Here is a 23,109-nt window from a genome sequence, read left to right as displayed (position 1 = left end):
AGGAGGCCCCGCATGTTCTTCTCCCGCAAGCCCGCGACGATCCCGGCCGCCGCCGAGGCCCTGCCCGGCCGCCCGGACCCGATCCCGACCGCCGAGCGCCATTTCGTCAACGGCAACCCGCTCAAAGGCCCCTATCCGGAGGGCTACGAGACCGCGATCTTCGGGCTCGGCTGCTTCTGGGGCGCCGAGCGCGCGTTCTGGCGCCTTGAGGGCGTGTGGGTGACGGCGGTCGGCTACGCGGCGGGCCCGACGCCCAATCCGACCTACGAGGAGGTCTGCTCGGGCCGCACGGGCCACAACGAGGTGGTGCTCGTGGTCTACGACCCGGCCCGCATCTCCTACGAGGCGCTGGTCAGGGCGTTCTTCGAGAGCCACGACCCGACGCAGGGCATGCGCCAGGGCAACGACGTCGGCACGCAGTACCGTTCCGGCATCTACGCGACGAGCCCGGCCCAGCGCGAGGCGGCTGAGTCCGTCAAGGCGACCTACGAGGGCGCCCTCAAGGCGCGGGGCTTCGGGCCGATCACCACGGAGATCCTCGACGCGCCGCCCTTCTACTTCGCCGAGGACTACCACCAGCAATACCTCGCCAAGAACCCGCGCGGCTATTGCGGGCTCGGCGGCACGGGCGTGTCCTGCCCCATCGGCGTGGGCGTCGCGGCCGAGTAGCCGCGCCGCTCGAACCGTCGCCGTCGCTTGCGGCGGCCCCGCCCGCATGCGATGCACCCGATCAGTGATGGGGGCATCGCATGCGGATCGAACGCGCGCTCGAGAAATTCCTGTTTGCCAGCCGCTGGCTTCTGGCGCCGTTCTATGTCGGCCTCGTCTTCGCCCTCGTGGCGCTGCTCTACAAGGCGATGGCGGAGGTCGTGCACCTCATGGCGCACCTGCCGGGCGCGACCGAGTCGCAGGTGATCCTCGGCGTGCTGAGCCTCGTCGACCTCACCCTGACGGGCTCGCTCCTGATCATCGTGATCTTCTCAGGCTACGAGAACTTCGTCTCGCGCATCGACGAGGCCGACCATCCGGACTGGCCCGAATGGATGGGCAAGATCGATTTCACCGGCCTCAAGCTGAAGCTCCTGTCCTCCATCGTCGCCATCTCGGCGATCCAGGTGCTCAAGGGCTTCATGAACGTCGCGAACCTCTCGGACCGCGACCTCATGTGGCTCGTGATCATCCACGTGGTCTTCGTGGCCTCGGGCATCTTCATGGCGCTGACCGACCGGATCGCCGAGGGCGGGCACAAGGCGGGCGGCGCCAAGAAGGCGGCCGGCGGGTCGTAGCGGCGCGCCCGCCGCCCGGCCCTACCCCTTGTGCCCGTCCGTGATCGGCGCCTGGTAGGACAGGCCCATGTCCCAGGGGAAGTAGATCCAGGTGTCCTGGCTCACCTCCGTCACGAAGGTGTCCACCATCGGGCGGCCGGCGGGCTTGGCGTAGACCGTGGCGAAGTGGGCGTCGGGGAGCATCTCGCGCACCACCTTCGCGGTCTTGCCCGTGTCGGTGAGGTCGTCGATCACGAGCACGCCCTTGCCGCGGCCGTCGCCGAGCGAGCGCACCGCGGGGGCGATCTCCTTGAGAACCTGCATCGAGCCCTGGTTCTGGTAGTCGTGGTAGCTCGCGACGCACACCGTCTCGATGAGCCGCGTGCCGAGCTCGCGGGCGACGATCGCGGCCGGCACCAGGCCGCCGCGGGTGATGCAGACGATCGCCTCGAAGGGGCCGGCGCCCGACAGCCGCCAGGCGAGCGCGCGCGCGTCGCGGTGGAACTGGTCCCAGGACACGGGGAACGCTTTGGGCTGGGGAGGGGCTACCATGGGGAGACCTTGGTTGCTGGGGGTGTGATCAGGCCGGGACGCCGTCGCCGCGCAGGCGCTCGAGCGCGCCGCGCACCGCCTCGGCCGCGGCGGCGACCGCCGCCGGGTCCTTGGAGCGCACGACGATCTGGTTGCGGAAGCCGCCGGCGGTGAACGAGGGGTAGGAGCCGATCGAGACCCCCGGATGGGCCTTGGCGACGTCGCCCAGGGCGGCGGCATAGATCCCCTCCGGGATCCCCGGCGCCTCGACGGTCTCGACGACCATCCGGGCGCCGGTCTCGAGGGTCGGGGCGATGTTGTCGAGCATGGCCTGCATGATCGAGGGGACGCCCGCCATGACGAAGGTGTTGCCGATCCGGAAGCCCGGCGCCTTGGAGACGGGGTTCTCGACGAGGTCCGCGCCGGCCGGGATGCGCGCCATGCGCAGCCGCGCCTCGGTGAGCTCCTCGGCGCTGTAGCGCTCCCGCAGGATCGCCACCGCGCGGGGGTCGTGATCGATCGCGACCCCGAAGGCTTTGGCGACCGCGTCCGCCGTGATGTCGTCGTGGGTGGGGCCGATGCCGCCGGTGGTGAAGAGGTAGGTGTAGCGCGTCCGCAGCGCGTTGACGGCGCCGACGATCTCCTCCTCGACGTCGGGCACGACCCGCACCTCGCGCAGGTCCACGCCGATGGCGGTGAGATACTCGGCGATGTAGCCGATATTCTTGTCCTTGGTCCGCCCGCTCAGGATCTCGTCGCCGATGACGAGGATGGCGGCGGTGACGGTCTTCTCGGCCATGGATGGGTTCCCTGCGGGAGTGGGCTTTAGCGCGTCGGTGGGCGGGGCTCAAGGCGGCCGTTGTGGCGGGGGCTCGTGGCTGATACGCGGGGCGCCCCGTCCCGGACCACACCCCATGCGCTTCCCCCATCCCCTCCTCGAAGACCGCCTCGTCCAGCGCTACAAGCGCTTCCTGGCGGACGTGGACCTCATGTCCGGCGAGCGGGTGACGGCGCATTGCGCGAATCCGGGCGCGATGCTGGGCCTGGCCCAGCCCGGCGCCCGGGTGCTGCTCTCGGTGTCGGACAATCCGAAGCGCAAGCTCGGCTTCTCGTGGGAGCTCGTGGAGGCGGCGCCCGTGAACGGCGGGCCGGCGCAATGGGTGGGCATCAACACCTCGCGTCCCAACGCGCTCGTGGCCGAGGCCTTGGCAGAGGGACGTCTCGCGCCTTTCAAGGGTTATTCCCGCATCCGCCCGGAGGTCGCATACGGACGCGCCTCGCGGGTCGACTTCCTGCTTGAGGCGGACGGGCGCCCGCCGCTCTATCTGGAGGTGAAGAACTGCCACCTCATGCGCGAGGCCGGCCTCGCCGAGTTCCCCGACTGCATCGCGGCCCGCTCGGCCCGCCACATGGACGAGCTTGCCACGATGGTGGGGCAGGGCGCGCGGGCGGCGCTTCTTTACGTGATCCAGATGGAGGCGGAGCGCTTCGACGTCGCCCGCGACATCGACCGTACCTACGACGCCGCCTCGAAGCGGGCGCGGGCGGCAGGGGTCGAGGTGCACGCGGTGACGTGCCGAGTGACGCCGGAGGAGGTGACGATCGGAGAGGCGGTGCCGGTCCTGTAGGCGTCTCAGGCCAGCTCGAAGATCAGGTTGCTCTTCGTCTCCCCCACCCGCCGGTAGCCCTGCGCCTCCACGAGCCCCGTCAGGTCCGCCTGCCAGCGGCTCGGCGTGTTGGCGAGGATGAGGACGGCGGGGTAGAGGGCGCGCGGGGCCGAGGCGAAGAACGGCTCGAGGATGAGGTCCTCGGCGCCCTCCACGTCGAGCTTCGCGGCGTCGACCCGCTCGAAGCCCTCGCGGGTGATGAGGTCGAGGAGCGTCGTGCCCGGCACCCGGAGCGTCGGGGCTTGGTTGAAGCCCACGATCTTCACGCTCGACTCGCCCGAGTTGCGCGGATCGAGGAAGAGGGTGAGCTCGCCCGTCTTGTCGGCGAGCGCGCAGGCCACGGCCTTGATGGTGCCGAAGGGGTTCTGCTGGATGTTGTAGATGAGCCGGTCGAAGATGTCGGGCTGCGGCTCCACGGCGACGACCCGCGCGCGCGGCCCGGCCTGCGACGCCACGAACAGGGAATAGGCCCCGACATTGGCCCCGCCGTCGATGAACACGAAATCCTCGCGGATGCGCCCCCGCAGGAAGGCGAGCTCCTCGGCGTCGAAATATTGCGGCGTGAACAGGATGCGCCGCTCGCAGATGTTGTTGTAGGGGTGGAGCCGCATGCGCGCCCCCAGCCGCTCCACGTCCACGGGCACCCCGCGCATGAAGGGGGAGGCGATCCGGCGCAGCAGGAAGGCGGTTCGGCGTCCGGTCCAGGTGTCGGGCAGGAGGCGCGTGCGGTCCACGACCCACCCGGTGACACCCGAGGGAGCGTAAGCGCCGAAAGCCATTCGATCGTCCATTCCTGCCGTCGCCGGGTTGCGGGAACGGTGCTCATGCCACCGATGCCGGGCCCCTGCAAGCGCGGCCGCGCACGCCGGCCTGCGGCGAAACCGGGCCGGCCCCGCGCAAATGCCGCGCCGGTGCCGCGGCGCTTGCGCGGCGGCGCGCGATCCTTACATTCGGCCCTCCATGGGACCTCCAGCATGACCCTCGACGACGTCGCCGAACTCGAACCGACCCGCGCCCGCCAGGTGCCCGTCCACGGCCCCGAGGCGTTCGAGGGGATGCGCCGCGCCGGCCGCCTCGTGGCCGAGGCCCTCGACATGCTCGTCGAGCACGTGCGCCCGGGCGTCACCACGGAGCGCCTCGACCGCCTCATGTTCGAGTTCGCCATGGACCGGGGCGCCTATCCGGCGCCGCTCCTCTACCGGGGCTTCCCGCGCTCGATCTGCACCTCGATCAACCACGTGGTCTGCCACGGCATCCCCAACGACAAGCCCCTGCGCGACGGCGACATCGTCAACATCGACGTGACGCTCATCGTCGACGGCTGGCATGGCGACTCGAGCCGCATGTACTATGTGGGCGAGGTGGCACGGCGCGCCGAGCGCCTGTGCGAGATCACCTACGAGGCCCTGATGCGGGGCATCGCCGCCGTGAAGCCCGGCGCCACGACGAACGCCATCGGGGCGGCGATCCAGACCTATGCCGAGGCCGAGCGCTGCTCCGTGGTGCGGGATTTCTGCGGCCACGGCCTCGGGCGCGTCTTTCACGACGCCCCGAGCATCCTGCACTTCGTCGAGCCCTCCTACGACGTGCCGCTGAAGGTCGGGATGCTGTTCACGATCGAGCCGATGATCAATCTCGGCCGCCCGCACGTGAAGGTGCTCTCCGACGGCTGGACCGCGGTGACCCGCGACCGCTCGCTCTCGGCGCAGTTCGAGCACACGGTGGGCGTGACCGAGACCGGCGTGGAGATCTTCACGCTCTCGCCTGCGGGCTTCGACAAGCCGCCCTACCGCGCGGCCTCGTAAGCGACCGGCCCCGACCGCGGGTGCTCCAGACGCCCTGGGATGCCCCCCGAAGGCGGGCGACGAGGGGGAGCGTGGGCCCGGCGGCCTCTTTCAGGCCAGCCCCCGAGACGGGACGGCGGAAAACTCGACCGCCGGCCCCTGGGCACCCACACAACCTCTGGACAATTTGCGCGCGTGCGCCATCGTCACGGCTAGGCTTTGACGACGGAATCGCGAACGAGGCGCGGATGAGCGGAGCGGATGGGGGCGCGGCGGTCCCGCATTATCACGGTCACCGCGACCGCCTGCGGGCGCGCTTCGCAGAGGTCGGCGGCGATGCGCTGCCCGATTACGAGCTCCTGGAGATCGTGCTGTTCCGCTCTATCCCGCGCCGGGACGTGAAGCCCATCGCCAAGGAGCTCATCCGCCGCTTCGGCAGCTTCGCCGAGACGCTCGCCGCCCCGCCCGCGCGCCTCCTAGAGGTGGACGGCATCGGCGAGAGCGTGGTGCAGGACCTGAAGGTGGTCGAGGCGGCGGCGCGGCGCATCGCCAAGGGCGCCGTGCGCAGCCGGCCCGTCCTGTCCTCCTGGAGCGCGGTGCTCGATTATTGCCGCACCGCCATGGCGTTTTGCGAGCGCGAGCAGTTCCGCCTGCTCTTCCTCGACAAGCGCAACGCGCTCATCGCCGACGAGGTGCAGGGGCAGGGCACCGTGGACCACACGCCGGTCTATCCCCGGGAGGTGGTGAAGCGCGCCCTGGAGCTTTCGGCGACCGCGCTCATCCTCGTCCACAACCACCCGTCCGGCGATCCCACGCCCTCCTCGGCGGACGTGAAGATGACCCGCGAGATCATCGACGTCGCCAAGCCGCTGGGGATCTCGGTCCACGACCACATCATCGTCGGACGGGAGGGGCACGCCTCGCTCAAGGGCATGCGGCTCATCTGATCGTTCGCTCACCACCAGCACGTTGGAGCGGGCGTGGCGCACGATGGCCGAGGCACGGCGCGCGTCAGAACGGGGGCGGATGTCCCGGGCTCGCCGAGGTCGACGACGGGGTCGGGACGCGATAGGTCTCGGCGAAGGACGGGGCTGAACGGGCGTACGTGCTCCCCGTCCCATCCAGGGTTCCGACGTGCGTGCCGATCTCCGCCCGAATCCTCTCCGCAAGAAAGAGGGGCGCTCGGCGCATGCCGGCATGCGTCCACCTCGTTTGACGCGGCGGGCGGGGCAGTTCACCTTGCGAGGTCTGTGAAACTGGATCCCCCATGGCCGCTCTCTCGTTCAAGACCCGTCTCGCGGCCTCGCCGACGGTCTTCCTCGTCGCCATCACCTTCGTGAACTGGCTCGGCTTCGCGAGCTGGCAGGCGCTCTTGAACAACTTCGCCAAGGAGACGGCGGGCTTCACGGGCTGGGAGATCGGGCTTCTCCAGTCCGTGCGCGAGATCCCGGGCTTCCTCGCCTTCACGGCGATCTTCTGGTTCCTGATCATGCGGGAACAGACGATGGCCTATCTGAGCCTCGCGGTGCTGGGGGTGGGCATCGCGCTCACGGGCTATTTCCCGACCGTCGTGGGCCTGCTCCTCACCACGACCGTCATGTCGGTGGGGTTCCACTATTTCGAGACCGCGAACCAGTCCCTGTCGCTCCAGCTCCTGCCGAAGGCGCAGGCGCCGAAGGTGCTGGGGCAGATCGCCGGGGCGGCGGCGGGCGGGCAGCTCGTGGCCTACGGGCTTCTGGCTCTGGCCTGGATGACGATCCGCCCGAGCTTCGAGACCCTTTATCTCGTGACCGGCGTGGTCACCGTGGCGCTGGCGCTCGCCGTGGCGCTCTCGTTCGGGCGGTTCCAGGGCACCGTGCCCCAGCGCAAGACCATCGTGCTGCGCCGGCGCTACTGGCTCTATTATGCGCTGACCTTCATGAGCGGTGCCCGGCGCCAGCTCTTCATGGCCTTCGGAGGCTTCCTCCTCGTCGAGCGCTTCGGCTACGACGTGGCGGGGCTGGCGAAGCTCCTGTTCCTCACCTGCGCGATCAACCTGCTCGCCGCCCCGCTCCTGGGGCGGCTCGTGGGGCGCATCGGCGAGCGCAGCACGATCATCCTGGAGAACACGGTGCTCGTCGCCGTCTTCCTGGGCTACGCCTTCACGGTGAGCGGGGTGCTCGCGGGCGCGCTCTTCGTGCTCGACGGGGTGTTCTTCACCCTCACCCTGGCGCAGCGCACCTATTTCCAGAAGATCGCGGATCCCGCCGACATCTCGCCCACCGCGTCGGTGGCGTTCACGATCAACCACATCGCGGCGGTGGCGCTGCCCGTGACGTTCGGGCTGGTGTGGATCAAGAACCCGTCCTTCGTGTTCCAGATCGGCGCCGCCGTGGCGACGGGCTCGCTCCTCCTGGCGTTCCTCGTGCCCCGTCACCCCGAGCCGGGGCGGGAGACGACGCTCTCCGGCCCCATGCCGCAGCCCGCGCCGGCGGAGTAGCCCCCCTCTCCCATAGGAGAGGGGGGCAGCGGTCCCCTCATTCCGCCGCCCGCACCCGCCCGTCGAACAGGCCGGGCTGCGGCTCGTCGAACTCCAGGGCCTCGATGCGCCGGCCCCGGGTGGCGATGCGGTCGGCGGCGGTGCGGATGCCGCCGATGTCGGCCTCGGCTTGGCGGAAATGCGTGTCGAGCTTCGTGACCCGCTCGCGCAGGCGCTCCACGTCCTCCAGCATCCGCCCGACCTCCGTCTGGATCACCCGCGCCTCGTCGCGGATGCGGGCGTCGCGCACGAGCGCCTGGAGCACCTGGATCGCCATGGCGAGCAGCGAGGGCGAGACGATCACCACTCGCGCCCGGTGGGCGCGCTGCACCACGTCCTCGAAATGCTCTTGGAGGTCGGCGTAGATCGATTCCGCCGGCACGAAGAGCAGCGCCACCTCCTGGGTCTCGCCGGGGATGAGGTACTTGTCGGCGATGTCGCGGATATGCACCGCGAGGTCGCCGCGCACGCGCGCCATGGCCTTCCCCCGCGCCTCCTCCCCCTTGGCGGCGCGAAGGGCGGTGAAGCTCTCCAGGGGGAACTTGGCGTCGATGGCAAGCCCGCGCGGGTCGTTGGGCAGGCGCACGAGGCAGTCGGGCCGCGTGCGGTTCGAGAGGGTGGCCTGGAACTCGAAGGCGCCTGCGGGCAGCCCGTCGCGCACGATCGCCTCCATCCGCCCCTGGCCATAGGCGCCGCGCGATTGCTTGTTGGCGAGGATGTCCTTGAGGCCCACCACCTCGCCCGTGAGATCGGAGAGCTTGCGCTGCGCCGCGTCGATCACGGCAAGCCGCTCGTTGAGCCGCGACAGGTGCTCGGCCTGGCGGTGCCCGCCCTGGTCGATGCGCTCGGCGAGCATGCGGGCGAAGTCGCCCTGGCGCGAGCCGAACACCTCCACCATGGTCTGCATGCGCCCGGTGAGCTCGGCCAGCTTGTCGTCCACCTCCCGCGCCCGCTCGGCCGACGCCGCCGCCTCCCAGGCAAGCTCGCGCCGCGAGCGCAGGAGCAGGACCACGAGGACCGCGAGGAGAACGAGCACCGCGCCGCCGCCGACGATCGCCGCGTCGGGCGCGGAGACGGGGTGACCGAGGAGGACGAAGAAGGGAGGCATACGGGCATGATGGCGTGCAGGAGCGAACGAAGAATGAACGCGAGAGATCCCCTTGCCTCGTGGGGGAGGGGAGGCGGGTCATGACAAGCGGCCCGGTTTGAGCCAACCTCCCGGCCGTCCACCCTCACCCCCGGCCCCTCTCCCCTCCGGGAGAGGGGAGGACCATCCCCCATGCCCCTCCTCCCTATCCTCCGCTTCCCCGATCCGCGCCTCCGCCAAGCGGCCGAGCCCATAGGCCTCGTCGACGACGGCGTGCGGGCGCTCGCTCGCGATCTCCTCGACACCATGCGCGCCGCGCCGGGGGTCGGGATCACGGGCCCGCATGTGGGCGTGATGCGCCGCATCACGGTGATCGAGCTCTCGGGGGAGGTGCGCACCTATCTCGACCCCGTGATCCTTTGGTCCTCGCCCGAGACGGCGCGGTTCACGGAAGGGTCGGTGTCGATGCCCGGGGTCACGGAGGAGATCGAGCGCCCCGCGCGGGTGCGGGTGGGCTATCTCGACCTGGAGGGCGCCTGGCGCGAGGAGGAGGCGGAGGGGTTCCTCGCCACCTGCCTCCAGCACGAGATCGACCAGCTCGACGGGGTGTTCTGGATCGACCGGCTGTCGCGCCTCAAGCGGGAGCGGGTGATCAAGCGCTTCGAGAAGCTCGCGCGTCGTTGACCGCAACCGCGCGTGCGCCTACATCCGCGCCCATGTCGAAGCTCCCCATCGTCATCCTCCCCGATCCGCGCCTGCGCGCCGTGTCCGAGCCCGTCGGCGTCGTCGACGACGGCGTGCGGACGCTCGCGCGCGACATGCTCGATTCAATGTATGCCGCCCGCGGCATCGGCCTCGCCGCGATCCAGATCGGCGTGCCCCGGCGCGTCGTCGTCGTCGATCTCGGCAAGGAGCCCGACCGCGCGCCCGTTGAGGGCGAGGAGGAGCGCGAGGACGGCCGGCCCCGGGAGCCCGATCCGAAGGTGTTCCTCAATCCCGAGATCGTCTGGCAGAGCGAGGAGCGGCGCCCCTACGAGGAGGGCTGCCTGTCGATCCCCGACTATGTCGAGGAGGTCGAGCGGCCCGAGCGCGTGCGCGTGCGCTGGATGACGCTGGAGGGCGCCACCGAGGAGGCCGAGATGTCGGGCCTCATGGCCGTCTGCCTCCAGCACGAGATCGACCATCTCAACGGCCGCCTCTTCATCGACCACCTGTCGAAGCTGAAGCGCGACCGCGTGGTGAAGAAATTCACCAAGGCCGCCCGGCGCGAGCAGGACGAGGCATGAGCCTGCGCGTGGTCTTCATGGGCACCCCGGACTTCGCGGTGCCCACCCTTGCCGAGATCGTCGGCCAGGGCCACGAGGTGGTGGCGTGCTACACCCGCGCCCCCGCCGCCGCCGGCCGCGGCATGGACCTGAAGCCGTCCCCCGTCCACCGCCTCGCCGAGCGCTTCGGCATTCCCGTGCTCACCCCGAAGACCCTGCGCACCGGGGAGGCCGCAGACGCCTTCCAGGCTCATGCGGCGGACGTCGCCGTAGTGGTGGCCTACGGGATGATCCTCCCCAAACCCGTCCTCGACGCGCCCGGGCTCGGCTGCCTCAACCTCCATGCCTCCCTCCTGCCGCGCTGGCGCGGCGCGGCGCCGATCCAGCGCGCCGTGATGGCGGGGGACACGGAGAGCGGGGTCGCGGTGATGCGCATGGAGGAGGGGCTCGACACCGGGCCCGTCGCCATGGTCGAGCGCGTCGCGATCACCCCCGACATGACCGCCGGCGAGCTCCACGACCGCCTTATGGGCCTGGGCGCCGACCTCATGGTGCGGGCGCTCGCGGCGCTCTCGCGCGGCGGCCTCACCTTCACGCCCCAGCCAAACGAGGGCGTCACCTACGCCAAGAAGATCACCAACGAGGAGGCCCGCCTGGACTTCGCCGAAGCAGCCGGAGCCCTGCACGACCGCGTGCGCGGCCTCTCGCCCTTCCCGGGCGCTTATCTTGAGGCGGATCTCGGCAAGGGGCCCGAGCGCGTGAAGGTGCTGCGGGCGGCGCCGGCCGAGGGCTCCGGGGCGCCGGGAACGCTGCTCGACGGCGAGGGCACGATCGCCTGCGGCAGCGGGGCCCTGCGGCTCCTCCAGGTCCAGCGTGCCGGCCGCGCCGCGATGGCGGCTGGCGAGTTCCTGCGCGGGACGCGACTCCAGCCGGGGGCGCGGCTCGGGTGAGGGAGTCGTGTCGTCCACCTCTCCCCGCAGCGCGGGGAGAGGGCGCTAGCCCCCCCGGCCGGGGGCTGGCGCGAGCGCGGCAGCGCGGGGGTGAGGGGGCGTGGACGAGGGCGCTCGACCGTCCAAGCCCCCTCACCTTGGCTCCGCTGCGCGTCGCCAGCCATTGCGCCGGCGTCGCCCTCTCCCCGCGCGGCGGGGAGAGGTGGGGAGCCCGCTGACATGCCCCGCTACAAGCTCGTCGTCGAGTACGACGGGACCCCTTACGTCGGCTGGCAGTGGCAGGAAAACGGGCGCTCGGTGCAGGCCGCGCTGGAGGAGGCGCTCCTCGCGTTTTGCGGCGAGCGGCTGCGGGTGCAGTGCGCCGGCCGCACCGATGCAGGCGTGCACGCGACGCATCAGGTGGTGAACGTCGATCTCGCGAAGGACTGGCGCACCGACACCGTGCGCGACGCGGTGAACGCCAAGCTGAAGCTCGCGGGCGAGGCGGTGGCGGTGCTGTCCGCCGAGCTGGTGCCCGACACGTTCAACGCCCGCCTCTCGGCGGTGAAGCGCCATTATCTCTACCGCATCCTCAACCGCCGCGCCCCGAGCGCGCTGGAGCGCACCCGGGTCTGGCAGGTGCCGCAGCATCTCGATCACGGGGCGATGCACGAGGCGGCGCGCCACCTCCTGGGCCGGCACGACTTCACCACCTTCCGTGCCGCCGAATGCCAGGCCGACAGCCCCGTGCGCACCCTCGACCGCCTCGACGTGGAGCGCATCGGCGAGGAGGTCCGCATCCACGCCTCCGCCCGCTCCTTCCTGCACCACCAGGTCCGCTCGATGGTCGGCACCCTGGCGCTCGCGGGCACCGGCAAGCTCACCCCGGACGACGTCCGCGCCGCGCTCGCCGCCCGCGACCGGCGCCGCTGCGGTCCGATGGCTCCGTCCGCGGGGCTCTATCTCGTCGGGGTGGATTATTGAGGCGCGGGGCGGTCACCCCAGCGCCCGCTCCAGCTGTGCCTTCGACATCTTGGAGCGGCCCGGCACGTCGCGCTTCCTCGCCTCGGCCATGAGGTCCGCCTTCGTGCGCTCCCGGCCCGCCGCGGCCTTGCCGGTCTTTCGCGCCGAGGCCGCCTTCTTGGCGATGTCGCGGGGCTGCTGCGAGAACTGCTTGCCGGCGCGGGTGTCGGCGCGCTTCTTGGCCGTGGTGCGCTTGTATTCGCTGTCGGACAGCTTCTTGCGCGCGTCCTTCGGCAGGTAGCGCTCGCCCGTCTCGCCCGAGGGCTTGCCGGACTTCGTGCCCCACTCCTCGTGCTCCCACTGGACGAGGTGGTTGTCGTCCGACTTCCTGCCCTCGTAGCCGCCGCCGCGGCGCTTGTATTCCTGCACCGCCATCTGGGCCTTGCGGGCGGACCACTCGCCGGGATCGCCGCCCTTGTCGCCCTTCGTGATCTCCGCCTTGACCCGCTCCCAGAGCGTCGGGTCCGATTTCTTCGCCGTGGCCGCCATGATGGATCTCCGCCTTTCGCGGGGAACGAGGGCTCGGGGCGGCCGTTCCGGCCTGCGGCGATGCGCCCCCGCGTTGACTTCCCGCGCCGTCGGGCTCATATCTCGCCCCATGTGCAGCACCCGCGCCCCTCTCCGACGCCGCCCGGCCGCCCCGTAAGGGTGCTGCCCGACGTCGGCCGTGCGCCGCATGATCGTGAGCCGCGCCCGACAGCGCGGCTTTTTTGTTGCCCGGATCCCTGCCCTCAAGGCCTCCCAGGAGCCCTCCATGGACCAGACCGTCACCACCCGCCCCGCCACCCTCTTCATCGACGGCGAAGCCGGCACCACGGGCCTGGGCATCCGCGAGCGCCTGGCGGGGCTCGCGGGCGTCGAGATCCGCTCCATCGCCCCTGAGCGCCGCAAGGACCCCGCCGCCCGCAAGGCCCTGATGGCGGAGGTGGACCTCGTGGTGCTCTGCCTGCCCGACGACGCGGCCCGGGAGGCGGTGGCCTTCGCCGACGAGCTCGGGGCCGACGCGCCGCGCATCCTCGACGCCAGCACCGCTTTCCGGATCGCGCCCGGCTGGACCTACGGCTTCCCGGAGCTGTCGCCCGAGCAGACGGAGGCGGTGCGCGGCGCCGCGCGCGTGGCCAATCCGGGCTGCTACCCCACCGGCGCCATCGCCCTCCTGCGCCCCCTCGTGGATGCGGGCCTGATCCCGGCCGATCATCCGGTCTCCGTCAACGCGGTGTCGGGCTATAGCGGCGGCGGGCGCTCCATGATCGAGGCCTACGAGGCGGGGCGCGGGGCGGCCTTCGAGCTCTATGGCCTGTCCTTCGGCCACAAGCACCTGCCCGAGCTTCAGGCCTATAGCCGCCTCACCCGGCGCCCGATCTTCATCCCGTCCGTGGGCAATTTCCGCCAGGGCATGCTCGTGAGCATCCCGCTCCACCTCGACGTCCTGCCGGAATCCCCGACGCCCGCCGATCTCGAGGCGGCGCTCGCCGAGCGCTACCGGGCCGGGGGCAACGTGCGCGTGGTGCCGACGATCGAGGGCGCGAAGCGGACCGAGCGCATCGAGCCCGAGGCGCTCAACGACACGGACGCCCTGGAGCTGCGGGTGTTCTCGGGGGAAGGGGGCACGCAGGCCCTGCTCGTCGCCCGCCTCGACAATCTCGGCAAGGGCGCGTCCGGCGCGGCGGTGCAGAACATCCGCCTCATGCTGGGTCTCTGACGGCGCCGATCCCGCTCACCGCTCTTCGGCGTCGCTCGGGATCGGCAGGGCCGTGGTGGACTTGATGCGCTCCATGGCGAAGCGCGAGGTCACGTTCTTGAGCGGGAAGCGGCCGATGAGCCGCTTGTAGAAGGCGTCGTAGGCCGCCATGTCGGCCACGACCACCCGCAGCATGTAGTCCACGTCGCCCGCCATGCGGTAGAGCTCCATGACCTCGGGCATGGCCGAGACGCCTGCCGCAAATCCGTCGATCCAGGCCGCCGAGTGGTCGGCGGTCTCGACGGAGACGAAGACCGTGAGGCCGAGCCCCACCGCCCCGGGGTCGACGAGGGCGACTCGCTTCACGATCACCCCCGCCTGCTGCAGCTTCTGGATCCGTTTCCAGCACGGGGTCTGGGACAGCCCGACCCGATCCGACAGCTCGGCGAGGCCGATGTCGGAATCGTCCTGCAGCAGGGCGAGGATCTTGCGGTCGATGCGGTCCATGCCGGCGGGGCGGTCCGGCGCCGCGGCTCGCGCGGCGCGGGAGGCCTCAGGGGTTCGTCGGCGCGCCGCGCGACACCGTCGCGGTCCACTCGTCGAAGGCCATCACCGTCTGGCGCTGCTCGCCGAGGCCCTCGATGCCGAGCGCCACGACGTCGCCGTGCTGGAGGAAGCGCGGGGGCTTCAGGGCCATGCCGACGCCGGGCGGCGTGCCCGTCGTGATGACGTCGCCGGGCTCCAGAATCATGAAATGGGAGATGTAGGAGACGAGCTGGGCGCAGGTGAAGATCATCGTCTGCGTCGAGCCCTTCTGCATGGTCTCGCCGTTCACGGTGAGCCACATGCCGAGCTTCTGCACGTCCGCGACCTCGTCGGCCGTCACGAGCCAGGGCCCTAAGGGTCCGAAGGTGGGGCAGCCCTTGCCCTTCGACCACGTGCCGCCGCGCTCCAGCTGGAACTCGCGCTCCGACACGTCGTGGCAGATGCAGAAGCCCGCCACGTAATCCAGGGCCTCGTTGGCGTGGACGTAAGACGCCCGCTCACCGATCACGATGGCGAGCTCGACCTCCCAGTCGGTCTTGCGCGAGGCCTTGGGGATCACGACCGTGTCGTTGGGGCCCACGATGCAGGAGGGCGCCTTGTTGAACAGGATCGGCTCCGCCGGGATGGGCGCGCCGGTCTCGGCCGCGTGGTCGGCGAAGTTGAGGCCCACCGCGATGAAGTTGCCGACATCCCCCACGCAGGGGCCGAGCCGCGCGCCGTCCGGCGCGAGCGGCAGGGACGAGAGGGCCGTGCCCCGCAGCTCGTCGAGCATGCGGCGCCCGAGAACGGGGCCGGAAATGTCGGGAACGATGCCGGACAGGTCGCGGATGCGGCCGTCCTGGTCGACCAGTCCCGGCTTCTCCTCGCCGGCGGGTCCAAAACGCACGAGCTTCATGGGGCGTCCTCCTTGAGGGCCGCACTCTGACCAAGCCGGAGGCCGCTTGGCAAGCGTCGCGTCGCCCCGGTCCCATGTTGCGGCTTTGCCACGCTGCCTAGCGAAAGCGCAGTCGCCCGCGTTTTGCCCATGCGACGGGCCCGCGGATCGAAGCGCGCGATTATTGTGTGAATGGGATCCGGCGACGCGCGAGAGCTTTCGTCGACTTCGCGGGCTTGTAAATGACGAAAGTCGTTCATCCCAATTTTATTGGCATCGATTGGCGGCGCGGGCGCTCGGGCGGCGGCCCTGGGGCGGGATTGCGGCGCAATGGAGGCACGTGCAGGATGCATGGATGGTTGCCAACGCGGCAACATGTCGATGCACAAGAACACCTCATAAGGGCAGGACCGGGATGTTTTCCATCCGTCGCTTGATCGCCGCCGCCACCGTGTCGGGCGTGACCTTGATCGCCGCCGCCACCGTGTCGGGCGTGACCTTGATCGCCGCCGGCGCCGCGCAGGCGAGCTCCTTCTATATCCGCACGGGCCAGGGCGCCGAGGGCGTCGGCTTGCAGTTCGCGGGCGGCGCGTCGGGCGGCATCGGGCTGGCCTCGATCGGCTGGAACCCGGCCACGATGACCATGTTCCCGGGCCGTCAGAGCAACTGGAACGCTGCCCTCATCTATCCGCAGGCGTCCTACAGCATCGACGCCCCGAGCCGCTTGTACCCGGCCGGAGCCCCGGCCGGCTTCACCCTTCCCAACCCGCAGCAGACCCCGGTGGGCGAGATCGGCGGCGAGGGCGTGGTCGTCCCGAGCTCCTACAGCGTCTACCAGGTCACCGATCAGCTCTGGGTCGGCCTCGCGACCGGCGCGCCCTGGGGCCTGCGCTCCAAGGCGGAGAACCTCAACTCGGCCGGCCAGGTCTATGGCCGCTCGTCGAAGGTTCGCTCCTACAACGCCTCGCCCTCGGTCGCCTACCAGGTCACCCCCTGGCTGTCGCTCGGCGCCGCCGCCCAGATCCAGTACTTCAAGGTGGAACTGAAGCAGGCCTCGCCTTTCCTTGGGCAGACCGGGCCCTTGGCGGCCCTGACGGCCGTCTCGCCGAACGCGCCGAGCTCGATCCTCGAAGGTTTCGACGTCTCTTATGGCTACCGCCTCGGCGCGACGATCACGCCCTGGACCGGCGGCACCTTCGGCATCGGCTACCGCTCGATGGTGCGCCACGAGCTCTCGGGCGACCTCACCCAGCCGACGACCCTCGGCACGGGCGTCGACATCCCGATCCGCGCCAACCTGACCCTGCCCGAGTCGGTCCTCCTCGGCTTCTCGCAGCAGATCACCCCCGACCTGCAGGTGCACCTGGGCTACGAGTGGACGAACTGGAGCCGCTTCAGCCGCATCCCGGTCCGCTCCACGGCGAACGACCAGGTCCTGACCTCGCTCAACTTCGAGTACTCGGACGCGCACTATTTCTCGGCCGGCCTGGAATATGCCTTCAACCCGTTCCTGACCCTGCGCGGCGGCGTGTCCTACGAGCAGTCGGCGGTGACCGACCGGGTGCGCACCACCCGCATCTCGGACAACGATCGCTGGGGCGTCTCGGCGGGCGTCGGCTACAAGCTGAGCAACCGCTTCGCGGTGGACGTCTCCTACGCCCACTACTTCATCAAGGACGCTCCGGTGAACATCGTCCCGGGCCATCCCTCCTTCTCGGGCGTGAGCTATCAGGGCGTCGCCAAGCCGTCCGTCGACGTTCTCGCGGTCGGCCTCACCTATCGCTGGGACGAGCCCGCGGTGGTGGCGGTCGAGGAGCGCCCGCTTATCCGCAAGTTCTGATCCCGCCGGATCGGACGTGGTCTGAAGGCCGGCGGTTTCCGCCGGCCTTTTTTCATGGGCGTTCACATCCGGCCGAAATCGCTTTAGACGGGGCCTCCCATCCTGATCGGCCCCCATGCAAAGCTTCCTCTCCGACGGCGTCCGCATCGCCTATGTCGACATCGAGCCTGCCGCGGGTTCCGGCGATCCGATCCTCCTGATCCACGGCTTCGCCTCGAACCACGCGGTGAACTGGGTCAACACCCTGTGGACCAAGACCCTCACCGGCGCGGGCTTCCGGGTGATCGCCCTCGACAACAGGGGGCACGGGCAGAGCGACAAGCCGCACGAGCCGGCGGCCTACGATTCCAACGTCATGGCGGGGGACGCCCGGCGCCTCCTCGACCATCTCGACATCCCCCGCGCCGACGTGATCGGCTATTCCATGGGCGCCCGCATCACGGCCCACCTCGCCTTGAGCCACCCCGACCGCGTCCGCTCCGCCCTGCTCGGGGGTTTGGGCATCCATCTCGTGGAGGGGGTAGGCCTGCCGCTCGGCATCGCCGACGCCATGGAGGCGCCCTCGCTCGATGCCCTCACCGACCCGATGCAGCGCATGTTCCGCGCCTTCGCCGAGCAGACGAAGAGCGATCTCGCCGCGCTCGCGGCCTGCATCCGCGGCTCGCGGCAGGTGCTCTCGCGGGAGGAGGCCGGGCGCATCGCGGTGCCGGTGCTCGTCTCGGTGGGAACGCGGGACGCGGTCGCGGGCTCCGGCCCGGCGCTCGCGGCCCTCATCCCCGGCGCCCGCGCCCTCGACATCCCCGACCGCGACCACAACCTCGCCGTCGGCGACCGAACCCACAAGGCGGGCGTGCTCGCTTTCTTGAGCGAGCGCCCATGACGAACCGCACCTTCCAGGGCGCGCACGGCAACGCGCTCGCCGCGACGGTCGCCGGCCCGGGCCCCCGGACCGCCCTCCTCCTGCATGGCGGCGGCCAGACGCGCCACGCCTGGGGGCAGACGACCCGGCGCCTCGCCGCCCGGGGCTGGCGGGCGATCGCCCTCGACCAGCGCGGCCACGGCGACAGCGCCTGGGTGGCGGACGGGCTCTATTCCTTCCCTGTCTTCGCGGCGGACGCCGCCGCGGTGGCGCGCCAGATCGCGGACGAGACGGGCCGCAAGCCCGTGGCGATCGGGGCGTCGCTCGGCGGCATCGCGGCGCTGCATGCCCTGGGCGAGTCCGGCGAGCCCGTCTTCGCGGGGCTCGTCCTCGTCGACATCGTGCCGCGGATGGATCCGGGCGGCGTGGACCATATCCAGGGCTTCATGCGGGCGCGGGCCCGCGAGGGCTTCGCGACGATCGAGGAGGCCGCCGACGCGGTCGCGGCCTATCTGCCGCACCGGCCGCGCCCCACCTCCCTCGACGGCCTGCGCAAGAACCTGCGCCAGCATCCCGACGGCCGCTGGCGCTGGCACTGGGACCCCTCCTTCCTCGACGGGCCGAGCCCCGTGGGCCGCGACCGCGAGACCGTCGAGGCCGCCCTGGTGCGGGCCGCGGCAGGCCTTAGCGTGCCGACCCTGCTGGTGCGCGGCGGGTCGAGCGAGCTCGTCACCCCGGAGGCGGTGGCGGAGTTCCGGGCGCTCGCGCCCCATGCCGAATACGCCAACGTCGCCGAGGCCCGCCACATGGTGGCGGGCGACCGCAACGACGCCTTCGGCGCCGCGGTCGAGGACTTCCTGGCGCGCCGCTTCCCCGAGGCTTAAACGTCCGGAGGCCCGCCGTCGCCAGGCCGCCGGACCTCGCCCTCGGAGCGGCCGGCCGCCTCGCGGTCGCGCGCGTAGCGCCTCTCGGACGGGAACGGAGGCAGCCAGGACTCGCGGCGGACGGTCCAGTTCTCGTAGGTGGGCGTCAGCTGGTTCGGTGCGTCGAGGGAACCGAGGTTCACTTCGACCTCGTCGGCACTGCGGGCGAAGAGCGGCGAGCCGCAGCGCGGGCAGAAGTGGCGCCCGGCATAGTCCCGCGTCTCGCCCTCGACCGTCACGGCCGCCTCGGGGAAGATCGCGGTCGCCTGGAACAGGGCGCCGTGGTGCTTGCGGCAGTCGAGGCAGTGGCACAGGCCGACCCGGTAGGGACGCCCCGTCGCCACGAGCCTGACGCTCCCGCACAGGCAGCCGCCCGTGAAACGATCCATGCCGCGCCTCCTCCGGTGTGGGCGGCCGGCATCGTCCGCCGCTCCCATGCCGCTGGCAAGAGACGCCGATTACGCGGCGGCACCGAAATAGCCGTCGAGGAAGCGGCGGTAGATCGCGGCGAGGCGGTCGAGATCCGCCACCGCCACCCGCTCGTCGACGGCATGCATGGTCTGGCCGACGAGGCCGAATTCCAGCACCGGGCAATGGTCCTTGATGAAGCGCGCATCCGAGGTGCCGCCCGTGGTGGAGAGCGCCGGCCGCCGGCCGGTCTCGGCCTCCACAGCCATGGCGAAGCGCTCCACGAAGGGGCCCGGCGCGGTGAGGAAGGCCACGGCATTGGTGGGCTCGACGCGCAGGGTGTAGCGCACGGTGTTCCCGGCAGCCGCGTCGAGACGCCTGCGGATCTCCGCCTCCAGGGTCTCGGGGGTCCAGGTGTCGTTGAAGCGGATGTTGAACGTGGCGCGCACCTCCGCCGGCACCACGTTGGTGGCCGGGTTCCCGGCGTCCACGGTGGTGACCTCGAGGTTCGAGGCGTCGAAGTGCTCGGTCCCCGCATCCAGCGGCTCGGCGCCGAGCGCCGCGAGCAGCCGCACCATGCCGGGGATGGGGTTCTCGGCGAGGTGCGGATAGGCCACGTGACCCTGGCGGCCATGGACCACGAGACGCCCCGTGAGGGAGCCGCGCCGGCCGATCTTGATCATGTCGCCAAGCGCCTCGGGATTCGTGGGCTCGCCCAGCACGCAATGATCGAAGCGCTCGCCCCGCGCGCGGGCCCATTCGAGCAGCTTGACCGTGCCGTTCACGGCCGGCCCCTCCTCGTCACCCGTGATGAGGAAGGCGATGGAGCCCGGCGCCTCGGGGTTGGCGGCCGTGAAGGCGAGCGCCGCGGCGACCATGCAGGCCACGCCCCCCTTCATGTCGACGGCGCCCCGGCCGAACAGCTCGCCGCCCTCGATCGCGCCCGAGAAGGGATCGTGCCGCCAGGTCGACGCGTCGCCCGGCGGCACCACGTCGGTGTGGCCGGCGAAGACGAGGCACGGGCTGCCCGTGCCCCACCGGGCATAGAGGTTCTCCACGTCCGGCGTGCCTTCCTCCCGAAAGACGGGGCGGTGCACCTCGAAGCCGGCCTCGCCCAGCACGTCCGCGAGCAGCGACAGCGCCCCGCCCTCGGCAGGCGTCACGGAGGGGCAGCGGATCAGGGCCTGCGCCAGATCGAGGGGCTTGCGGGTCATGGGGTCTCCGGGGCGGAGGGCGGGCCGGGCGGCGCGCCGTAGGGGTTGGGCTCGGGCGATCCGGCGAGATAGGCCAGGGCATAGGCAAGCCACAAGGCCACCGCGACCTGAAGCCAGCTCAACGCCGCGCTCACCGCCTCGTGGCCGGGCAGGCCTGCCGGCACCGCCGTGTCCCAGGCGCGCGAGCCCGCGTAGAGGCCCGGGCAGATGAGGGCAAGAGGGCCCGGATGGCCGAGATCATGGAAGCGCTTCCAATCCATCGCGGTCCAGGGCACGAGGACGAAGACCTGGACGAAGACGCGCAGCGCCTCCCGCGCCGTTCCGCCGATGAGGCCCGCCTCGGCGAGGCGCCAGGTCGCCAGGAAGGTGCCCGTGACCACGAGGACGAGCAGCGCCACGCCGCCGAGCCAGCGCTCCCGGTCGAGACGGCCCTCGAAGCTCAGGAAGATGTCGGCCGCCGACGGGCGGCGGTACCTCTCGGGCTCCTCCATGGGCGCGGCCTGCATCCCCCGTCGCGGCGGTTTCCACGCCCGTTCTGGCACCTGCGGCGCGCCCTGGGAAGAGGCGGCCCAGGGGCCTCCGGTCCGGGCAGGATGACGCGTCCCGGAACCTTGGCTTAGATTCGGTTTTAAGCTGATGCAGGGTATGTTAGTGACCGCGCGCCCGGACTGGACCAGTCCTCCGCCGCGTTGACCGGCGAAACCTGTCGGATCGCGTTTCGCTTCGGATCACCAGACGGCCTCTCAATCGAACCCCCATGCCCCAAACTCCCACGCAGGGCCTAGCGCACCCCGACTCAGCGGCTCCCGAAGCGGCTGCCCTGCCGGACGCGCATCACAAGTCCAGCTTCTGGACGTTGGCCCTCGGCGCGCTCGGCGTCGTCTACGGCGACATCGGCACGAGCCCGCTCTACGCCCTGCGCGAGTCGATCCAGGCGGCGAGCGCCGGCGGCCCCGTGACCCGCGAGATGGTCATCGGCGTGCTCTCGCTGATGCTCTGGTCGCTGATCCTCGTGGTCACCCTCAAATACGTCGTCGTGCTGCTCAAGGCCGACAACAACGGCGAGGGCGGCACGCTCACCCTCGTCGCCCTCGCGCAGCGGGTGCTGGGACGGGGGCGGGGCACCGTCCTGGTGCTGGGCGCCGCCGGCGCCGGCCTGTTCTACGGCGACGCCATGATCACCCCGGCGATCTCCGTGCTCTCGGCGGTGGAGGGCCTCAAGATCGCCGTGCCGGCGATGGAAAACTACGTGGTCCCGATCACGGTCGCGATCCTGGTCTGCCTCTTTGCCGTGCAAAGCCGCGGCACGGGGAAGGTCGCCGCCTTCTTCGGGCCCGTCATGCTCGTCTGGTTCGCGACACTCGCCCTCACGGGGCTTCTTCACATCGCCGACGACCCGGGCGTGTTCCTCGCGATCAACCCGCTCTACGGCCTGGGCTTCCTGTGGAACAACCCGGGCATCGCGCTCGCGGTGCTCGGCGGCGTCTGCCTCGTCGCCACGGGGGCCGAGGCGCTCTACGCGGATCTGGGCCATTTCGGCCGTGGGCCGATCCGCTCGGCCTGGCTCGCCCTCGTCTTCCCGGCCCTGATCCTGAACTATTTCGGCCAGGGCGCCCTCGTCCTCTCCCATCCCGAGACGGTGGAGAACCCGTTCTACCGGCTGGTGCCCGAATGGGCGACGCTCCCCCTCGTGGGCCTCGCGACGCTCGCCACCATCATCGCGGCGCAGGCCGTGATCACTGGGGCGTTCTCCCTCACCCGCCAGGCCGTGCAGCTCGGGCTCCTGCCGCGCCTCGAGATCCGCTTCACGTCCGCTTCGCACCAGGGCCAGATCTACCTGCCCCGGGTGAACGCGCTCCTGCTCATCGGCGTGCTGATCCTGGTTCTCGCCTTCGGGTCGTCGAGCGCGCTCGCCCATACCTACGGAGTGGCGGTGTTCGGGGCGATGTCGGTGGACGCGATCCTCGCCATCATCGTGATCTGGAAGGGGTGGCGCTGGTCGTTCGCCACGACGCTCCTCCTCATCCTGCCCTTCCTCGTGATCGACCTCGCCTTCTTCGGCGCCAACCTCACGAAGCTCTTCACCGGCGGTTACGTGCCGGTGCTTCTCGCCACCGCGCTCATCACGCTGATGCTCACCTGGGTGCGCGGCACGCGCATCCTGTTCGAGAAGACCCGCAAGACCGACGTCCCCGTGACGGAGCTCATCGCGATGCTCGGCAAGAGCCAGCCGCACCGGGTGAAGGGCACCGCCGTCTTCCTCACGAGCGACCCCGAGACGGCGCCCTCCGCGCTCCTGCACAACCTGAAGCACAACAAGGTCCTGCACGAGAAGAACGTCATCCTCACCGTGCGCAGCGCCGACGAGCCCCGCATCGCCGACGAGGAGCGGGTGAAGGTGGACCATCTCGGCGACAGCTTCTGGCGCGTGGTGATGACCTACGGCTACATGGAGACCCCCAACGTCCCCCGGGGGCTCGCCATCCTGCGCAAGCTCGGCTTCAAGTTCGACATCATGGCGACGTCGTTCTTCCTGTCCCGGCGCTCGATCCGGCCCGCCGCCCAGTCGGGCATGCCCATCTGGCAGGACCGGATCTTCATCATGCTCGCCAAGAACGCCAGCGACGCCACCGACTTCTTCCAGATCCCGACGGGCCGGGTCGTGGAGGTCGGGACGCAGGTGACGGTCTGACGG

General features: G+C 70.8%; 25 protein-coding genes. 15 read left to right on the top strand and 10 right to left on the bottom strand.

Features of this window, described 5'->3' with window-relative positions; translation table 11 throughout:
* The first annotated feature begins 12 nt into the window (after positions 1 to 12).
* Both msrA and F0L46_RS00305 read left to right on the top strand, forming a co-directional pair.
* Positions 13 to 669, top strand: coding sequence for a peptide-methionine (S)-S-oxide reductase MsrA (gene msrA / locus F0L46_RS00310; RefSeq protein WP_149815033.1), 657 nt, complete (start codon positions 13 to 15; stop codon positions 667 to 669).
* An 80-nt stretch (positions 670 to 749) separates the two neighbouring features.
* Complete coding sequence (locus F0L46_RS00305) at positions 750 to 1,286, top strand: TIGR00645 family protein (protein ID WP_149815032.1); 537 nt, start codon at positions 750 to 752, stop codon at positions 1,284 to 1,286.
* 21 nt (positions 1,287 to 1,307) lie between these two features.
* On the opposite strand, the gene gpt is transcribed toward F0L46_RS00305, so the two are convergent.
* Positions 1,308 to 1,817, bottom strand: a complete 510-nt coding sequence (gene gpt / locus F0L46_RS00300) for a xanthine phosphoribosyltransferase (RefSeq protein WP_149815031.1) — start codon at positions 1,815 to 1,817, stop codon at positions 1,308 to 1,310.
* A 28-nt stretch (positions 1,818 to 1,845) separates the two neighbouring features.
* Entirely contained in the window at positions 1,846 to 2,595 is a 750-nt protein-coding gene (locus F0L46_RS00295; RefSeq protein WP_149815030.1) for a competence/damage-inducible protein A, read from the bottom strand.
* A 115-nt stretch (positions 2,596 to 2,710) separates the two neighbouring features.
* On the opposite strand from F0L46_RS00295, the gene sfsA reads away from it, so the two are divergent.
* Positions 2,711 to 3,424: a DNA/RNA nuclease SfsA gene (sfsA, locus tag F0L46_RS00290; RefSeq protein ID WP_149815029.1), complete on the top strand. Its 714-nt coding sequence runs from the start codon at positions 2,711 to 2,713 to the stop codon at positions 3,422 to 3,424.
* Between the two features lie 5 nt (positions 3,425 to 3,429).
* On the opposite strand, the gene F0L46_RS00285 is transcribed toward sfsA, so the two are convergent.
* A complete protein-coding gene (locus F0L46_RS00285; protein ID WP_240539793.1) occupies positions 3,430 to 4,242 on the bottom strand; it encodes an FkbM family methyltransferase in 813 nt (270 codons plus the stop codon).
* 195 nt (positions 4,243 to 4,437) lie between these two features.
* On the opposite strand from F0L46_RS00285, the gene map reads away from it, so the two are divergent.
* The 3 genes from map to F0L46_RS00270 all read left to right on the top strand — a co-directional run bounded on the left by map (position 4,438) and on the right by F0L46_RS00270 (position 7,726).
* Entirely contained in the window at positions 4,438 to 5,268 is an 831-nt protein-coding gene (map, locus tag F0L46_RS00280; RefSeq protein WP_149815027.1) for a type I methionyl aminopeptidase, read from the top strand.
* A 227-nt stretch (positions 5,269 to 5,495) separates the two neighbouring features.
* Positions 5,496 to 6,194, top strand: coding sequence for a RadC family protein (radC, locus tag F0L46_RS00275; RefSeq protein ID WP_149815026.1), 699 nt, complete (start codon positions 5,496 to 5,498; stop codon positions 6,192 to 6,194).
* Positions 6,195 to 6,514: 320 nt separating this feature from the next.
* Positions 6,515 to 7,726 (top strand): MFS transporter, encoded by a 1,212-nt coding sequence (locus F0L46_RS00270; protein WP_149815025.1) that lies wholly within the window; start codon positions 6,515 to 6,517, stop codon positions 7,724 to 7,726.
* A gap of 37 nt (positions 7,727 to 7,763) precedes the next feature.
* On the opposite strand, the gene F0L46_RS00265 is transcribed toward F0L46_RS00270, so the two are convergent.
* Positions 7,764 to 8,873 carry a DNA recombination protein RmuC gene (locus F0L46_RS00265; RefSeq protein WP_149815024.1) on the bottom strand — a complete coding sequence of 370 codons (1,110 nt, stop codon included), beginning with the start codon at positions 8,871 to 8,873 and terminating at the stop codon, positions 7,764 to 7,766.
* A gap of 171 nt (positions 8,874 to 9,044) precedes the next feature.
* On the opposite strand from F0L46_RS00265, the gene F0L46_RS00260 reads away from it, so the two are divergent.
* The 4 genes from F0L46_RS00260 to truA all read left to right on the top strand — a co-directional run bounded on the left by F0L46_RS00260 (position 9,045) and on the right by truA (position 12,030).
* Complete coding sequence (locus F0L46_RS00260; RefSeq protein WP_149815023.1) at positions 9,045 to 9,536, top strand: peptide deformylase; 492 nt, start codon at positions 9,045 to 9,047, stop codon at positions 9,534 to 9,536.
* Positions 9,537 to 9,568: 32 nt separating this feature from the next.
* Positions 9,569 to 10,138: a peptide deformylase gene (gene def, locus F0L46_RS00255; protein ID WP_149815022.1), complete on the top strand. Its 570-nt coding sequence runs from the start codon at positions 9,569 to 9,571 to the stop codon at positions 10,136 to 10,138.
* The gene (fmt, locus tag F0L46_RS00250) at positions 10,135 to 11,067 is read left to right on the top strand and encodes a methionyl-tRNA formyltransferase (protein ID WP_149815021.1); all 933 of its coding nucleotides are present in this window, start codon (positions 10,135 to 10,137) and stop codon (positions 11,065 to 11,067) included. The genes def and fmt overlap by 4 nt, the downstream gene beginning before the upstream one ends.
* A gap of 219 nt (positions 11,068 to 11,286) precedes the next feature.
* The gene (gene truA, locus F0L46_RS00245; protein ID WP_149815020.1) at positions 11,287 to 12,030 is read left to right on the top strand and encodes a tRNA pseudouridine(38-40) synthase TruA; all 744 of its coding nucleotides are present in this window, start codon (positions 11,287 to 11,289) and stop codon (positions 12,028 to 12,030) included.
* Between the two features lie 12 nt (positions 12,031 to 12,042).
* On the opposite strand, the gene F0L46_RS00240 is transcribed toward truA, so the two are convergent.
* Positions 12,043 to 12,558 (bottom strand): DUF5872 domain-containing protein, encoded by a 516-nt coding sequence (locus F0L46_RS00240; RefSeq protein ID WP_149815019.1) that lies wholly within the window; start codon positions 12,556 to 12,558, stop codon positions 12,043 to 12,045.
* A gap of 265 nt (positions 12,559 to 12,823) precedes the next feature.
* Here F0L46_RS00240 and argC point away from each other — a divergent pair, with 265 nt between their 5' ends.
* Positions 12,824 to 13,771 (top strand): N-acetyl-gamma-glutamyl-phosphate reductase, encoded by a 948-nt coding sequence (gene argC, locus F0L46_RS00235; RefSeq protein WP_149815018.1) that lies wholly within the window; start codon positions 12,824 to 12,826, stop codon positions 13,769 to 13,771.
* 15 nt (positions 13,772 to 13,786) lie between these two features.
* Here argC and F0L46_RS00230 read toward each other — a convergent pair whose 3' ends face one another.
* Both F0L46_RS00230 and F0L46_RS00225 read right to left on the bottom strand, forming a co-directional pair.
* Positions 13,787 to 14,257: an Lrp/AsnC family transcriptional regulator gene (locus tag F0L46_RS00230; protein ID WP_149815017.1), complete on the bottom strand. Its 471-nt coding sequence runs from the start codon at positions 14,255 to 14,257 to the stop codon at positions 13,787 to 13,789.
* Positions 14,258 to 14,303: 46 nt separating this feature from the next.
* Positions 14,304 to 15,191, bottom strand: coding sequence for a fumarylacetoacetate hydrolase family protein (locus F0L46_RS00225; protein WP_149815016.1), 888 nt, complete (start codon positions 15,189 to 15,191; stop codon positions 14,304 to 14,306).
* Positions 15,192 to 15,585: 394 nt separating this feature from the next.
* Between F0L46_RS00225 and F0L46_RS00220 the strand changes: the two genes are divergently transcribed.
* The 3 genes from F0L46_RS00220 (at position 15,586) to F0L46_RS00210 (ending at position 18,753) form a co-directional block, all read left to right on the top strand.
* Positions 15,586 to 17,010: an OmpP1/FadL family transporter gene (locus tag F0L46_RS00220; RefSeq protein ID WP_188311796.1), complete on the top strand. Its 1,425-nt coding sequence runs from the start codon at positions 15,586 to 15,588 to the stop codon at positions 17,008 to 17,010.
* A gap of 115 nt (positions 17,011 to 17,125) precedes the next feature.
* Complete coding sequence (locus F0L46_RS00215) at positions 17,126 to 17,890, top strand: alpha/beta fold hydrolase (protein WP_149815014.1); 765 nt, start codon at positions 17,126 to 17,128, stop codon at positions 17,888 to 17,890.
* Entirely contained in the window at positions 17,887 to 18,753 is an 867-nt protein-coding gene (locus F0L46_RS00210; RefSeq protein ID WP_149815013.1) for an alpha/beta fold hydrolase, read from the top strand. The genes F0L46_RS00215 and F0L46_RS00210 overlap by 4 nt, the downstream gene beginning before the upstream one ends.
* Here F0L46_RS00210 and F0L46_RS00205 read toward each other — a convergent pair.
* The 3 genes from F0L46_RS00205 to F0L46_RS00195 all read right to left on the bottom strand — a co-directional run bounded on the left by F0L46_RS00205 (position 18,750) and on the right by F0L46_RS00195 (position 20,920).
* Complete coding sequence (locus F0L46_RS00205; protein WP_149815012.1) at positions 18,750 to 19,181, bottom strand: GFA family protein; 432 nt, start codon at positions 19,179 to 19,181, stop codon at positions 18,750 to 18,752. The genes F0L46_RS00210 and F0L46_RS00205 overlap by 4 nt on opposite strands.
* 69 nt (positions 19,182 to 19,250) lie before the next feature.
* Entirely contained in the window at positions 19,251 to 20,414 is a 1,164-nt protein-coding gene (dapE, locus tag F0L46_RS00200) for a succinyl-diaminopimelate desuccinylase (protein ID WP_149815011.1), read from the bottom strand.
* Entirely contained in the window at positions 20,411 to 20,920 is a 510-nt protein-coding gene (locus F0L46_RS00195) for a DUF805 domain-containing protein (RefSeq protein ID WP_149815010.1), read from the bottom strand. The genes dapE and F0L46_RS00195 overlap by 4 nt, the downstream gene beginning before the upstream one ends.
* A gap of 251 nt (positions 20,921 to 21,171) precedes the next feature.
* Between F0L46_RS00195 and F0L46_RS00190 the strand changes: the two genes are divergently transcribed.
* Entirely contained in the window at positions 21,172 to 23,106 is a 1,935-nt protein-coding gene (locus F0L46_RS00190) for a potassium transporter Kup (protein ID WP_149815009.1), read from the top strand.
* Positions 23,107 to 23,109: the final 3 nt, after the last annotated feature.

Origin of the sequence: Salinarimonas soli, from assembly GCF_008386575.1 — a bacterium.
GTDB classification, from domain to species: Bacteria; Pseudomonadota; Alphaproteobacteria; order Rhizobiales; family Beijerinckiaceae; genus Salinarimonas_A; species Salinarimonas_A soli.
This window is presented reverse-complemented; position numbering and strand designations above follow the sequence as displayed.